Annotated in this window: 13 protein-coding genes; 9 read left to right on the top strand and 4 right to left on the bottom strand. The window is 63.9% G+C overall.

Annotated elements, in window-relative coordinates:
- The first annotated feature begins 43 nt into the window (after positions 1-43).
- The 5 genes from ACTIGF_RS03125 to ACTIGF_RS03105 all read left to right on the top strand — a co-directional run bounded on the left by ACTIGF_RS03125 (position 44) and on the right by ACTIGF_RS03105 (position 7010).
- A complete protein-coding gene (locus ACTIGF_RS03125) occupies positions 44-1042 on the top strand; it encodes an efflux RND transporter periplasmic adaptor subunit (RefSeq protein WP_439635488.1) in 999 nt (332 codons plus the stop codon).
- On the top strand, positions 1039-4323 hold the full coding sequence (locus ACTIGF_RS03120) for an efflux RND transporter permease subunit (protein WP_439635487.1): 3285 nt from the start codon (positions 1039-1041) through the stop codon (positions 4321-4323). The genes ACTIGF_RS03125 and ACTIGF_RS03120 overlap by 4 nt, the downstream gene beginning before the upstream one ends.
- Before the next feature lie 109 nt (positions 4324-4432).
- The gene (locus ACTIGF_RS03115; protein ID WP_439635486.1) at positions 4433-4912 is read left to right on the top strand and encodes a hypothetical protein; all 480 of its coding nucleotides are present in this window, start codon (positions 4433-4435) and stop codon (positions 4910-4912) included.
- Positions 4909-6315 carry a peptidoglycan-binding protein gene (locus ACTIGF_RS03110; RefSeq protein ID WP_439635485.1) on the top strand — a complete coding sequence of 469 codons (1407 nt, stop codon included), beginning with the start codon at positions 4909-4911 and terminating at the stop codon, positions 6313-6315. The genes ACTIGF_RS03115 and ACTIGF_RS03110 overlap by 4 nt, the downstream gene beginning before the upstream one ends.
- A gap of 26 nt (positions 6316-6341) precedes the next feature.
- On the top strand, positions 6342-7010 hold the full coding sequence (locus ACTIGF_RS03105; RefSeq protein WP_439635484.1) for a hypothetical protein: 669 nt from the start codon (positions 6342-6344) through the stop codon (positions 7008-7010).
- 10 nt (positions 7011-7020) lie between these two features.
- On the opposite strand, the gene ACTIGF_RS03100 is transcribed toward ACTIGF_RS03105, so the two are convergent.
- Positions 7021-7590 carry a DUF3299 domain-containing protein gene (locus tag ACTIGF_RS03100; protein WP_439635483.1) on the bottom strand — a complete coding sequence of 190 codons (570 nt, stop codon included), beginning with the start codon at positions 7588-7590 and terminating at the stop codon, positions 7021-7023.
- Positions 7591-7717: 127 nt separating this feature from the next.
- Here ACTIGF_RS03100 and ACTIGF_RS03095 point away from each other — a divergent pair, with 127 nt between their 5' ends.
- Positions 7718-9565 carry a sensor histidine kinase gene (locus ACTIGF_RS03095; RefSeq protein WP_439635482.1) on the top strand — a complete coding sequence of 616 codons (1848 nt, stop codon included), beginning with the start codon at positions 7718-7720 and terminating at the stop codon, positions 9563-9565.
- Positions 9566-9593: 28 nt separating this feature from the next.
- Here the strand turns inward: ACTIGF_RS03095 and cutA are convergent, their stop codons facing one another.
- Positions 9594-9929 carry a divalent-cation tolerance protein CutA gene (cutA, locus tag ACTIGF_RS03090; RefSeq protein WP_439635481.1) on the bottom strand — a complete coding sequence of 112 codons (336 nt, stop codon included), beginning with the start codon at positions 9927-9929 and terminating at the stop codon, positions 9594-9596.
- 48 nt (positions 9930-9977) lie between these two features.
- Between cutA and queC the strand changes: the two genes are divergently transcribed.
- From queC to ACTIGF_RS03075, 3 genes are read left to right on the top strand one after another with little or no spacing between them, the layout of a single operon-like run.
- Complete coding sequence (gene queC / locus ACTIGF_RS03085) at positions 9978-10700, top strand: 7-cyano-7-deazaguanine synthase QueC (RefSeq protein WP_439635480.1); 723 nt, start codon at positions 9978-9980, stop codon at positions 10698-10700.
- Positions 10697-11326 carry a 7-carboxy-7-deazaguanine synthase gene (gene queE, locus ACTIGF_RS03080; protein ID WP_439635479.1) on the top strand — a complete coding sequence of 210 codons (630 nt, stop codon included), beginning with the start codon at positions 10697-10699 and terminating at the stop codon, positions 11324-11326. The genes queC and queE overlap by 4 nt, the downstream gene beginning before the upstream one ends.
- Positions 11323-11865: a GNAT family N-acetyltransferase gene (locus ACTIGF_RS03075; RefSeq protein ID WP_439635478.1), complete on the top strand. Its 543-nt coding sequence runs from the start codon at positions 11323-11325 to the stop codon at positions 11863-11865. Before queE ends, ACTIGF_RS03075 begins: the two co-directional genes overlap by 4 nt.
- Here ACTIGF_RS03075 and ACTIGF_RS03070 read toward each other — a convergent pair.
- Together ACTIGF_RS03070 and ACTIGF_RS03065 are read right to left on the bottom strand one after the other, a co-directional pair.
- Positions 11862-12080: a hypothetical protein gene (locus ACTIGF_RS03070; protein WP_439635477.1), complete on the bottom strand. Its 219-nt coding sequence runs from the start codon at positions 12078-12080 to the stop codon at positions 11862-11864. The genes ACTIGF_RS03075 and ACTIGF_RS03070 overlap by 4 nt on opposite strands.
- Before the next feature lie 90 nt (positions 12081-12170).
- Positions 12171-12869, bottom strand: coding sequence for a pirin family protein (locus tag ACTIGF_RS03065; protein WP_439635476.1), 699 nt, complete (start codon positions 12867-12869; stop codon positions 12171-12173).
- Positions 12870-12948: the final 79 nt, after the last annotated feature.

The raw sequence follows: 12948 nt of genomic DNA, 5'->3' as shown, positions 1-12948 counted from the left end.
CGCGGCGGGAGGCTTCCCGCGCTCGCGCACAGGGAGAGACTGCATGATCCGCTGGCTGGCTTTGGGATGTCTTGCGCTGGGTCTGACCCCGGCTGCGAGCTGGGCGCAAGATGAGCCCTATCAGGTTTCCGAGACCGAGATCACCGACCAGAAGGCGGTCTTCGCCACGGTGCAGAGCGTGGACGTGACCATGGCGCGGGCGCGTCTGTCCGGCACCATCGGAGAATTGCGGATCGACGAAGGCGACCGGGTCGAGGCCGGCGAGGTGATCGCGGTGGTCGTGGACAACCAGATCGCGCCCCAGATAGGGTCTTTGAATGCGCAATTGGCGGCGGTCACCGCCCAGCTGGAGCAGGCGCGGGCCGACCTGGCGCGCGATCAGCGCCTGTATGATCGCGGCCTTGTGGCTGAAGCGCGGCTGGAAGCGGCGCGTACCCAGGTCGAAGTGTTTGAAAATCAGGTGGCTTCCGCGCGCCAGCAGCGCGCCGTGACCGTCCAGCGCTCGCGTGAAGGCGATGTGCTGGCGCCCGCGACCGGCGTGGTGCTGTCGGTGCCGGTGACGGCGGGCAGCGTGGTGATGCCGGGCGAGCAGATCGCCGAAATCGCCACCGATCTTTATGTGCTGCGGCTGTCCCTGCCCGAACGCCATGCCCGCTTCGTTCGGGAAGGCGACCCGGTGCAGCTGGAAGGCGGGGCGTTGACCGAGGACGGTCTGGCCGCGACCGGCACCATCCGTCAGGTCTATCCGCGCATCGAGGCGGGCCGGGTGACGGCGGACGCGGTCGTTGAGGGTCTTGGCGATTTCTTTGTAGGCGAGCGCGTGCGCGTCCTGATCAATACTGACGCCCGGCGCGGCATCGTCATTCCGGCCGGCTTGATCGAGACCCGCTACGGGCTCGACTATGTCAGCGTGCTGGATGACGCCGGACATACCCGTGACGTGGTGGTGCAGCGCGGCGGCTTGCAAGCAGGGCCTGAGGGCGAACCCCGCGTTGAAATCCTGTCCGGCCTGCAGACCGGCGACCTGCTGGTGCAGCCATGAAGCTGGGCCTGTCTGGAAATCTGGCGAACGGCTTTATCCGCTCGCCGCTCACCCCGCTGTTTTTGCTGGCCGCGCTCGGCCTGGGTCTGATCGCGCTTCTGACCATCCCGCGCGAGGAAGAACCGCAAATCTCCGTGCCCATGATCGACATCATGGTGCGCGCGGACGGATTGGCCGCGGCGGACGCCGTCGAGCTGATCACCGAACCGCTCGAGGCGGTCATTTCGGGCATCGCCGAGGTCGAGCACACTTATTCCAACACCATGGATGACCAGGTTCTGGTCACCGCCCGCTTCAAGGTGGGCGTGGCTGAGGACCTGGCCGTTCTGCGCGTGCATGAGGAAATCCGCGGCCATTACGACCAGCTGCCCCTGGGCGTGCCCGAACCCTTGATCATCGCGCGCGGCATTAATGACGTGCCGATCCTGACCCTGACGCTCAGCCCGGAACCGGGGCTTGGCGAACGCTGGACGGACGCCTCGCTGCTGACTTTGGCCGAAGAGCTGCAATCGCGGCTGACCTCGGTGGACGGCTCCGGCTTGAGTTTCATCGTCGGCGGACGCGCCGATCAGGTGCGCATCGAGCCTGATCCTGAACGGCTGGCGCTTTATGGCGTCACCTTGCAACAGCTGGCGGGCAAGATCGGGGCGGCCAATTCTGCGTTCCCTGTGAGGCCCGTGTTTCAGGACGGCGCGGTGGCGCAGACGCTGGTGGGGGAAACCCTGCGCGACCCCGCCTCCATCGGTCTTTTACTGCTGACAACGCGTGACGGACGCCCCGTCTATGTCCGCGATGTGGCGGACGTGGTGATCGGGGCGGAGCCTTCAGATCACCGCGTCTGGTCTTTGACGCGTCAAGGCGACGCCCATGCTGAAGACGCCCAGGCCGAAGCGGCGCATGGCGCGACCGGCGACTGGGTGCGCACCCCGGCGGTGACTTTGGCCTTGGCGAAACGCCCGGGCGCGAACGCCGTGGTGGTGGCCGAGCAGGTGCTTGAGACCGTCGAGACGCTGCGCGGCACGCTGATCCCGGATGGGGTGCGCGTTGAGGTCACGAGAAACTACGGGGAGACGGCGGCGGAGAAAGCCAATGAGCTGTTCTTCCATCTGGGCCTCGCGACGATTTCCATCGTGGTGCTGATCGCGCTGATGGTGGGCTGGCGGGAATCCATCGTGGTGCTGGTGGTCATTCCCACCACCATTCTTCTGACCCTGTTCGCCTCAAACACTTTGGGCTTCACCATCAACCGGGTCAGCCTGTTCGCGCTGATCTTCTCCATCGGCATTCTGGTGGATGACGCCATCGTGGTGATCGAGAACATCGCCCGTCACTGGGCGATGAAGGATGGCCGCCCGCCGATCAAGGCCGCCGTCGAGGCCGTCGCTGAAGTGGGCAATCCCACCATCGTCGCGACCCTGACCGTGGTGGCGGCGCTCCTGCCCATGCTCTTCGTGTCCGGGTTGATGGGGCCGTATATGGCGCCGATCCCGATCAACGCGTCTGCGGCGATGATCTTCTCGTTCTTCGTGGCGATGATCATTACGCCCTGGCTGATGGTGAAAATCGCCAGCAATGCCGGCGAGCATGGTCATGACGCGGAAGACAGCGAGACCCGGCTGGGCCGCGGCTATCGCGCCATTGCGGGCTGGGTGGTCAAAAGCCGCGCCCGCGCCTGGATATTCCTGATCAGTGCGGGCGTGCTGACGCTCGTCGTCATGATGGCGATTCCGCTGGGGATCGTGACGGTCAAGCTGCTGCCGTTTGACAACAAGTCAGAGTTTCAGGTGATCGTGGACCTGCCCGAGGGCGCGAGCCTTGAAGACACAGAACGGGTCCTGTTTGAAGCGGCGGACGTGTTGTCGGGCGTCGAGGAAGTGATCTCCATCCAGGCCTATGCCGGCGCGTCTGCGCCGTTCAACTTCAACGGCCTGGTGCGCCACTACTTCTTCCGCACCAATCCCGAGCAGGGCGACCTTCAGGTCAATCTGGCCTCGCGCCATCACCGCAAACGCCAGAGCCATGACATTGCGCTGCAGGCCCGTGAGCTGTTGAGCGAGATCGCCATGCCAGAAGGCACAGTGATCAAGGTGGCCGAAACGCCGCCCGGCCCGCCGGTGCTCGCGACCTTGCTGGCGGAGATCTACGGCCCGGACGGCGAGACCCGTCGCGCGGTGGCGTCTGAAGTGCGCCGCATCTTTGATGAGGTCGACTTCATCGTGGATGTGGATGACAGCTTTGGTCAGCCGCGTCCGCGTCTTCAGATCGTGCTCGATCAGGACAATCTGGAATTTTACGGGGTGGAGCAGGGCGATGTGTTTGACACCCTGCGCATTCTCCTGGATGGCCGTGCGGTGGGCTACGCCCAGCAGGGTGACGGCCGGAACCCGCTGGAGATCACGATTGATCTGCCCCGCTCAGAGCGGATCTGGGCCGAGCGGCTGCTCTCCACGCCTGTCCCCGCCAATCTCTTGCCGGGCGACCGCACCGTGGTCGAGCTCGGCGATGTGGTCAGCGTGCGCGAAGTGGAAGGCTCACCCGTGATCTATCGCCGGGACGGCCGGTTCGCCGACATGGTGATGGGCGAGCTGGCGGGCCGCTATGAAGCGCCGATCTACGGCATGGGCGCGGTCGCCGAACTGATCGAGGGCGAGACCTGGCCGGACGGCCTGCCGCGGCCTGAGATCCGGCTGTTCGGTCAGCCGATCAGTGATGACGCGCCGACCTTGCTGTGGGATGGCGAGTGGGAGATCACCTATGTGACCTTCCGTGATATGGGCGCGGCCTTCATGGTGGCGCTGGCGGGGATTTACGTGTTGGTGGTGGCCCAGTTCGGGTCGTTCCGGGCGCCTCTGGTGATCCTGACGCCGGTGCCGCTGACGCTGATCGGCATTCTGATCGGACATGCGCTGTTCGGGGCGCCGTTCTCGGCCACGTCCATGATCGGCTTCATCGCGCTGGCGGGCATCATCGTGCGGAACTCGATTCTGCTGGTGGACTTCATCCGCCATGAAGCCCAGCCGGACGAGACCTTGCGCGAGACCGTGCTGCGGGCGGGGGCGATTCGCTTCAAACCGATTCTTCTGACCGCGCTGGCGGCGATGCTCGGCGCCTCGGTGATCTTGTTTGATCCGATCTTCCAGGGTCTGGCGATTTCGCTGCTCTTCGGCCTGCTGTCCTCGACTCTTCTGACACTGCTGGTCATTCCGGCGGTCTATGTGGTCTTCAAGGATCCTGACACGCCCTATCTCGGTGATGTGGGAAAAGCGCACGTCGAAGAATAAAAAGGGGAACTCACCGAAACTTGATCCGTTCTGGTTGCCGGGCAGGCGTCCTAAGCGTACGTTAACCTTAACAGGGGGTAAACGCTTGGACGAGGCGGGACAGGCGCACATGAACGAACGAGATCAATTCTCATACGGACTGGGATGGGTCTGGGCCCTGGCGGGCCTGATCTTGATCGGATTGCTTGTTTTCGGCGGTTGGCGCATGAGTGACATCATGCGCGGCGACGATGACAGCGAGCCCATCTATGCGGCCTGCATCGACACCTATGGCGACAATAATTGCCGGTGTTTTTCGGGCGTGCTCAGCGTTCAGCTCTCACGCTACGGCTATCAAAGCTATGTGCGCGAGCTGGAGCGTGACGCCTATCGTCGGCGCTATTTCGACGGTCGGCTGGCGCAAAACACCCTCACCGGACGCGATGCCCGGGTCTGTGTCGACGCGTCAGACATTTGCGGCGTGCCGGTCTGTGAACCGCCTCGTTATGACTATTATCAAAATGGTGCGGACGCAGATCCCGCCTATGCCCCGCAATCACAAGAACGTCCGTTCGGCGCGACCCAGAGCGGGTGGGGCGAGGGCTCATGAACCGGTTCTCCATTCTTGTGACGCTGGCTTTGGGGTTGGCTCTGGCGGGCGGGACGGCGGCTTTTTTCGCCTCTGACAGCGCGGCGCGGCAGTCGATCTTCAACTTTCAGTCCGAACCCGAGGACGAGGACATCCGGGTGACGCGCTCTCCCAGTGATAACGACTGGCAACCGCGCACCCTGTCGGAAGCCTCTCGTCAGCAAGGGCGCTGGACGCCCCGCGGCGGTCGCGCTCAGGGCTATCAGCCGCCGACCTATCAAGGACCCAGCAGCTGGCTGAACCCGAACCGCAGCTGGTTTCCGCGCCAGCGCGACGCGTTCCCGTCCGAACCCTGGACGTTTCATCTTGAGACAACCGACCCGGAAACCGGCGAGACCAACGCGACTCTGGTGTGCGTGGACGGCGCTGCGGAATGCGTGCCTCGGCCTATCGCGGCGCGCGTTTACAGCGAGGCGGCGCGGTATTGGCTGTTGCGTGGCGATGCGGAGCTGACCACGCTGGAGCTCGATTGCGGCGACAGTTTTTCCTCCCTCATCGACTTTGGCTGTGAACAGGCCGGCGGACGCCCGCTCATGCCTGAATCGCGCGAAGCGGCCATGCGCTTCTGGAACCGGTCGGTCGCCTGGGGGCGTCCGTTCGGCGCGCAATCCTCGATCCTGGCGCAACGCCGGCTTCAGGCCCATCTGGTCGATTGCCCGGTGACCCAGGACAGCCTGGCGCGCATCGCCCGTGATCCTGAAAGCCGTCTGGCGGACGTGATCGGGCTCAATCTGCGGCAGGCGGCCTTGTCCGCGCTGGGGTATTACAATGGCTCGATCGACGGCACGTACGGGGCTGAGACCCGCCGGGCCGTGCGCGCGTTCCAACGCGAGCTTGGCTATGACGAAACCGCTTCGCTGACGCCGCGCCAGACCGCCCAGCTGATGTGTCACGCCGCCCAGACCGCGCGCGATCCCGGCGTCCAGAACGTTCTGGGGATCATGCACGCCGTCGGACTCGGCGTCGTCCAGAACACGGACCTGGCGCTTGAATGGCTGGAGATGGCCGCCGTGCGCGGCGACCCTGACGCCAATTTCAATCTGGCGGTCATTTACGGCACGGGCGCGGTGTTCGGCTCGTATCGTTTGTGCGCCATTGTGGAAAATCCCGAACGCGCCGACGCGTATCTGCGTGATGCAGCCGAGTTGGGCCATGGCCTGGCGCGGCGCTTCCGCTCGACGCCCGAACTGACGAGCGCGCCCAACGCGCATGTGAGATGGGCGCGGATTCGCGAAGAGATCGAAGAAGAAGCCGCCTCCGAGCCGGGCCGGGGAGCCCGGGCCATGGAGATTCTGCGCAACGCCATGCGCGCCCGCGTCCCGCCGGCTCATGCCGGATGCCTGGACGCCAACGCGAGCCGATAACCGGCGAGATCAAGAGGACAGGACTGATGCGCAATTCAATCTTACTCAGCGTGCTGATCAGCGCCGCCGCGCTCGCAGGCTGCAAGACCGAGCCCGGCTATATTCCGCCCGTGGATCCCTATTATCCGCCCGCCAGCGCGCCGGTCGTCGCCACGGCTGACGCGATCGCGCTCGATACCGCCCTGCAGGTCTGCGAAGTGGATTCCTTGCGGGCTCAACGCGATGAGCGCATCGAGTCCGCACGCGCGCTGCTGATCACCGGCTATGCATCGGGCGGGGATGTGAACGAGCGCTGGGAGGACCGCGAAGGCACGCTTCGCGTGGACCAGCCGCCTTCAGGGCCGCAAACCGAGCGTACGGAAATGCTGCGGGCTTTCGAGCTGGACCTGGACGCCGCCTATCGGTTTGCAGCGGGCTCATGCCGCGCCTATTCCGCCTGCATGCATCAGCGCGATTATGAGGAGCGCGATTGCGTGGCGTCGCTCAATTCGTGGGAGCGGGCGCAAGATCGCTTCACGGACGTGTCGCTATCGCTGGCGGAAATCCGCGCGGATATCGCGGCGCCGGCGCGTCATCATCGCGCGCATGGCCGGGATCGCTATGACCGCCGTCATGCTCGGCCGCGCCGGGATCGTGATTGCGAGGGTGTGATCGCGGATCTGTTCACCACAGACGCCTGCGACCGCCAGCACTAGGCCTGGCGGCCTAGCGCACCTGATAGGGTTCGACGGAACGCACCACCATGGAATAGGCGGTGGCGGCGAGATCTGTGTCCACACGTTCGATTTCCATGCGGCCTTCCACCCAGACCGGCTCCCACAGACTGTCAAAACGGATGGGCTCGAGCGCGCGCAGATAGACGATCTGGTTGGGGGGCGGCGGCGGAACATGGACGCAGGCGCCGTGATAGGGCAGCAGCAAAAACTCTTGCGCCGATCCATTTTCAGCGAAATCGAGCGGCAGGATATAGCCCGGCATCCGCACCACCAGCCCGTCGAGGTCTTCGACAATATTGAAGGTGCCGATCTGGCCTTCGATCGTGCTTTGCTGCCCCAGTTGACTCATCAAGGATGGATCGGCGCGGCCTTCATTGAGCGCTTCGAGAACTTCCAGGTCTGAATCAGGCAGCAAATCGCGCCAGACCAGCATCTCGGCTTCCGCGTCAGGGTCGACCGCCACCAGTCCGGAAACGCTTTCGCTGCTCTGTGTCGATTCGGCTCCACACGCTGTCAGTGCGAGCAGGGCGAGCAGGCTCAGACCAGATATGCGCAACATGTGACCAAGGCTCCAGTAAAGGGTGTGGGCGTCTCAAGAACTGCCAGAGGGAAATGCACGCAGTTTTAAGAACTTCCTGTCATAAACCTACAGAAGAGCCGCGAAAAGCGGTCCTGGAGGTGGCTTGATGGGTCAATTTAACCCGGCGGACGACATTCAAACACACGACATTGCGCATCGCGCGAGACAAGCGCAGTACGAACTCGTGTCCAAAGGGGCGCTTCGCGCTGTTCCCCTGAACATCGTCAACGCCCTGCTGCTTACCGCAATAATCCATCCCTATGTGGCGCCGGTCGCGTTCTGGACCTGGCTGGCCGTGCTCTGCGTTGGCCCGGTCTTGCGCTTTTCCGCCATGTTGCGCGCCCGCAAGGCTGACCGTCCGCCCAACGACACCGAGATGTATCTCTATGTCGCCCTGTCCGCCCTGGTAGGGGTGGCCTGGGGCGCGACGCCGCTCATTCTGTCCGATGCGGCCCCGGCTCTGGTTGCACAGATCGTCGGCCTGGTGATCGCCGGCATGGCCGCCGGCGCGGTGCTGACCTCTGCGGGCGAACGCCGGGTCATTCTGTCTTACGCCGGTCCGGCGCTCGGCTTGTGGGCTGTGTCTCTGATCAATGTTGACCCTGTGATCGGCACGTTCGGCGCCGTGATGCTGCTGGGCTTCCTGGCCGGCATCACCATGCTGGCGAAGACCTATGCCGAGACCTTGAAGGAATCAGTCGCCGCTACGGTGGCGCTGGAAAGCGCCAACAAGAAAACCCTTGAACAGGCCGCCGCCTTGGCGCGCCTCGCCGAGCATAATGACCAGGCGGCCCGGAAAGCCGAAGAGACGGCGCGCGCCAGCGCCGTCATGCTCGCCAATATGGGGCATGAATTGCGCTCCCCGCTGAACGGCGTGCTGGGCATGGCGCAATTGCTCGACAAGACGACTCTGACCGATGAACAGACCTTGATGGTGTCACGGCTTCTGGAAAGCGGTGGAACTCTGGAAAGCCTGATCAATACGGTGCTTGAAGTCTCTCGCATTGATGCGGGCCGGATGGAGCTGGTGGTCGAGGATCTGACGCCCATCGATCTCGCCGACCGCTTGCGCCGCGAGCACACCCCCCATGCCATCGCCAAGAAACTGGACCTGCAGATCGAGCTGACGGGCGACGCCGAGCGCACGCTACGCGCTGATGGCGGGCGCCTGCTGCACATGTGCCGGATCCTGACCAGCAATGCGCTGCGCTTCACTGAGAGCGGCGGCGTGACCATCCGCCTGCACCTGGATGAAGCGCCGAACGCTTCGTCGTCGCTCCGCATCGAGGTTCAGGACACAGGGTCCGGCGTGCCCGAGAGCTCACGCGAGCAATTGTTCAACGCCATGGGGCGCGACACGATGGACGAAAACATCAAGCAGTCGGGTACGGGGCTGGGTCTGCATCTGGTGCGCAAACTGGCTGAAATGATGCATGGTGATGTCGGTTACGCGCCTGTCGAGGGTGAGACCGGATCTGTGTTCTGGTTCGAGGTGAAGCTGCGTCATTCTGCGAAAGCGGACCGGTTCGCCGATGGCGAGCAAATGTCGGTGTCCAGCCGCCGGTTGCGTGTTCTGGTCGGAGAGAGCGAGCCGGCGCTGCGCTCTGTATTGTTAGGCTATCTCAAATCTTTCAATTGCGTGGTCACCTGTTCCAGCAATTCCGCCGAGCTCGTGGACGCACTTGGGGCCTCAGCTTACGACGCGGTCGTTCTGGGACATGAACTCAGTGATGCAGAGCCCGAGGACGCGGCCGCAGATGTGCGCGCCTTGCCGTCGACCGCGGCTATGACGCCGGTTTTGCGCCTGGTGGAAGGCCTGGATACGCCGCTGCGGGTGAATGCCATGGAGACGCTGATCCGCTCTCCGGTCAGTGCGGAAGTTCTGATGGAAGGGCTCAAGCAGGCGCTCGCCAATGATCCGATCGCCAACGCCCAGCTGTACCGGATCGCCTGACCGGGTCAGCGCCGGGTCAGCGCCGGGGTCATGAAGTCTGCTCAATCACCCAGTCTTGAAAGCCTTCGGCGCTGAGTGCGCTGTTGACGTCGAGCGTCAGAATACAGGGCTCGTCATAAGGGTGCAGCGCGGCGATCTCCGCTTTGGCCTGACCTGCAGCGCCGACTGAGGTCTTGAACAGCGCGATGATTTCGCGCTCGCTTTGCACCTCGCCCTCCCAGCGATAGATGGACTGGCCCGCGCCCAGAATATTGGCGCAAGCGATCAGGCTTTTCTCAAGCAGGCGATGCGCAGCGCGCGTCACGCTCTCTTCATCCGGCCAGGTGGTGTAAAGCAGACAGATCGTGGAGGCGGGGTCAGGCATGGACGTGATCCTTGCAGGCGCGCGTTGAAAGCAAGATATACTGGCTACATGGATACACGCTCTTCTTCAAACGCGGCCCTGGTGCTGTTCTCCGGCGGCCAGGATTCCGCCACTTGCCTCGCCTGGGCGCTGTCGCGCTTTGATCGGGTGGAGACCATCGGCTTTGACTATGGCCAGCGCCATGATGTGGAGCTGACGGCACGGCAAAAGGTGCGCGAGGCCATGCTCGATGCCTTTCCGCACTGGGCGGACCGGCTGGGCGAGGACCGGCTGGTGGACCTGTCCGGCTATGGCGCGCTGGCGGAAAGCGCGCTGACCGCGGACATGGAAATCGTCATGACCGAGGCGGGCCTGCCCTCCACCTTCGTGCCTGGGCGCAATCTCGTCTTTCTCACCGTCGCCGCCGCGCTCGCCTATCGCCGCGGCGTCGACGTGCTGGTGGGCGGCATGTGCCAGACCGATTACTCAGGCTATCCCGACTGCCGCGAAGACACGATCCAGACCCAGGCCAAAGCGCTGGGTCTGGGGCTGGACCGCCCGACAATGGTCGAGACCCCGCTGATGCATCTCGACAAGGCCCAGACCTGGGCGCTCGCCCATGAGCTGGGCGGCGATGCGCTCGTCGATCTGATCGTCGAGCACAGCCATACCTGCTATCGCGGCGAACGTGGCCAGCGTCATGACTGGGGTTATGGCTGTGATGACTGCCCGGCGTGTGATTTGCGCAAGACCGGCTGGACCAAATGGCGCGAGGTCGTCGCGGCTTCATGACCTATTCCGTCAAGGAAATGTTCCTGACCGTTCAGGGCGAGGGCGGCCAGACGGGCCGACCGGCCGTGTTCCTGCGCTTTGCGGGCTGCAATCTCTGGAGCGGGCTGGAGCGTGATCGCGCCAGCGCCATCTGCCAGTTCTGCGACACCGATTTTGTGGGCGTGGATGGCGAAAATGGCGGCAAGTTCAAGACCGCCGAGGCGCTGGCTGGAGCCGTCGCCAGCCTGTGGCCGGGCGGGGGCGAGCCCTATGTGGTCTGCACCGGCGGCGAACCGCTCTTGCAGCTGGACGCGCCGCTGATCGACGCCCTGCATGCGGCGGGGTTCAAGATTGCGGTGGAGACCAATGGCACCATCAAAGCGCCGGACGGCATTGACTGGGTGTGCGTAAGCCCCAAATCCACAGCGCCGCTCAAGCAGATCACTGGCGATGAGCTGAAGCTTGTCTACCCCCAGCCCGAAGCCATGCCTGAGTTGTTCGAGCATCTCGATTTCAGGCAATTCCGGTTACAGCCCATGGACGGGCCGCAGCAGGCGGAAAACGCGCAAGCCGCGTTCGACTATTGTCTCAAGCATCCCAAATGGATGCTCAGCCTGCAGACGCATAAATGGATCAATGTGCCATGACAACGAACGCCCTGACCCTGCGTATCGCTCAGCAAAGCGATATGCCGGCCCTTTCGGCGCTGATGGATCTGGCGATCAACCGTTTGCAGGATGACTTTCTGAGCCCTGAACAGGTCGTGGCCAGTCAGGCGGTCATGGGCATCGACACCCAACTCATCAAGGACGGCACCTATTTCGTGGTGATGCGCGGGGATGAGATTGCTGGCTGCGGCGGCTGGAGCTATCGCGCCACGCTCTATGGCGGCGATCACACCACCGATCAGCGCGATGCGCGCGAGCTTGATCCCAAGACCGAACCCGCCAAGGTGCGCGCCATGTACACCCATCCCGACCATACCCGGCAGGGCGTCGGGCGCTTGATCCTGAACGCTTGCGAAGATGCGGCGCGAAACCATGGCTTTGTGCGGGCGGAAATGATGGCGACTCTGTCCGGTCAGCCGCTTTACGCCGCTTGCGGCTATACGCCGATCAGCGAGGAAAGCGCCAAGGTGCAGGGCGTCAGCGTCCCGTTGGTCAGGATGGGCAAGGCGCTCGTCTAGGCGGGGGTCTGCTCGCAAAGCTCGGTGACGAACTTGTCTTCGGGCGCGATCTTGCCGGGCGTGACGATGTCCACCGCGCCGCCCACCACCTTGCCGGCGGTTCCCACCACGGCGCCCGTCGCGCCGACCGCGAGATCGGCGGTCTGCACCACGATGCAGCCGGGCGTCAGCATCAGCGTGGCGAGGGCGAACATCACAAGGGCGGGGCGCATCATGGCGAACTCCAGAAAGCCTCGGGGGAGCCAGTCGCTCCTCCGAAGCTCTCTGTGTAGTCCTTGGCGCTTAAGGCCCGGTGAACGCGAGCGTCAAAGCGAGTCCACCAAAACGATTTCGGCGTCCTCTATCGCTTTAATCTCGATCACCGGTTCATCGACGATTCCCGCGCCGTCACGCGGACCCAGGGTTTCGTCATTGACGGTCACAGCACCCTTGGCGAGCGCCAGATAGGCGTGACGGCCTGGCTCCAGCGCATAGCTTGCGGACTGGCCGGCCTTGAGCGTGCCGCCCAGCACCCGCGCATCGGCGCGGATGGGCAGGGCGTCGTCATCGCCCTTGCGGCCTGAGGCCAGCACCACCAGCTCGCCCGCCCGGTCATCCTTGGGAAAGCTGCGGCTGTCCCAATAGGGCTCGCCGCCGCGTTCATCGGGCATGATCCAGATCTGGAAGATGCGGGTCAGCTCGCTTTCCTGATTGTACTCGGCGTGGCGGATGCCCTTGCCCGCGCTCATCACCTGCACATCGCCCGCCACGGTGCGGCCCTTATTGCCCAGACTGTCCTGGTGTGTGATGGCGCCGTCGCGCACATAGGTGATGATCTCCATCTCGGCATGCGGGTGCGGGGGAAACCCCGTGCCGGGCTGGATCTCGTCATCGTTCCAGACGCGCAGCGCGCCCCAGCCCATGCGCTTGGGATTGTGATAAGAGCCGAAGCTGAAATGGTGTTTCGCGTTCAGCCAGTCGATCCGGAACGCGCCCAGATCCTCGAAATAACGCACATCGATCATGACGAACCTCCTTAGCTCGCTCGTGTTGAACACACAGATAGCGGCTGAAGGCGCTCAGATTAATGGGAGGGTTGGACGG

The organism is Oceanicaulis sp., assembly GCF_051859625.1.
In the GTDB taxonomy this organism is placed as follows: Bacteria; Pseudomonadota; Alphaproteobacteria; order Caulobacterales; family Maricaulaceae; genus Oceanicaulis.
This window is presented reverse-complemented; position numbering and strand designations above follow the sequence as displayed.

What these genes read in the sequence shown, in the direction of transcription:
- ACTIGF_RS03125 (WP_439635488.1), top strand. Translation starts at nt 44, where the DNA reads ATGATCCGCTGGCTGGCTTTGGGATGTCTTGCGCTGGGTCTGACCCCG.
- ACTIGF_RS03120 (WP_439635487.1), top strand. Translation starts at nt 1,039, where the DNA reads ATGAAGCTGGGCCTGTCTGGAAATCTGGCGAACGGCTTTATCCGCTCG.
- ACTIGF_RS03115 (WP_439635486.1), top strand. Translation starts at nt 4,433, where the DNA reads ATGAACGAACGAGATCAATTCTCATACGGACTGGGATGGGTCTGGGCC.
- ACTIGF_RS03110 (WP_439635485.1), top strand. Translation starts at nt 4,909, where the DNA reads ATGAACCGGTTCTCCATTCTTGTGACGCTGGCTTTGGGGTTGGCTCTG.
- ACTIGF_RS03105 (WP_439635484.1), top strand. Translation starts at nt 6,342, where the DNA reads ATGCGCAATTCAATCTTACTCAGCGTGCTGATCAGCGCCGCCGCGCTC.
- ACTIGF_RS03100 (WP_439635483.1), bottom strand. Translation starts at nt 7,590, where the DNA reads ATGTTGCGCATATCTGGTCTGAGCCTGCTCGCCCTGCTCGCACTGACA.
- ACTIGF_RS03095 (WP_439635482.1), top strand. Translation starts at nt 7,718, where the DNA reads ATGGGTCAATTTAACCCGGCGGACGACATTCAAACACACGACATTGCG.
- cutA (WP_439635481.1), bottom strand. Translation starts at nt 9,929, where the DNA reads ATGCCTGACCCCGCCTCCACGATCTGTCTGCTTTACACCACCTGGCCG.
- queC (WP_439635480.1), top strand. Translation starts at nt 9,978, where the DNA reads ATGGATACACGCTCTTCTTCAAACGCGGCCCTGGTGCTGTTCTCCGGC.
- queE (WP_439635479.1), top strand. Translation starts at nt 10,697, where the DNA reads ATGACCTATTCCGTCAAGGAAATGTTCCTGACCGTTCAGGGCGAGGGC.
- ACTIGF_RS03075 (WP_439635478.1), top strand. Translation starts at nt 11,323, where the DNA reads ATGACAACGAACGCCCTGACCCTGCGTATCGCTCAGCAAAGCGATATG.
- ACTIGF_RS03070 (WP_439635477.1), bottom strand. Translation starts at nt 12,080, where the DNA reads ATGATGCGCCCCGCCCTTGTGATGTTCGCCCTCGCCACGCTGATGCTG.
- ACTIGF_RS03065 (WP_439635476.1), bottom strand. Translation starts at nt 12,869, where the DNA reads ATGATCGATGTGCGTTATTTCGAGGATCTGGGCGCGTTCCGGATCGAC.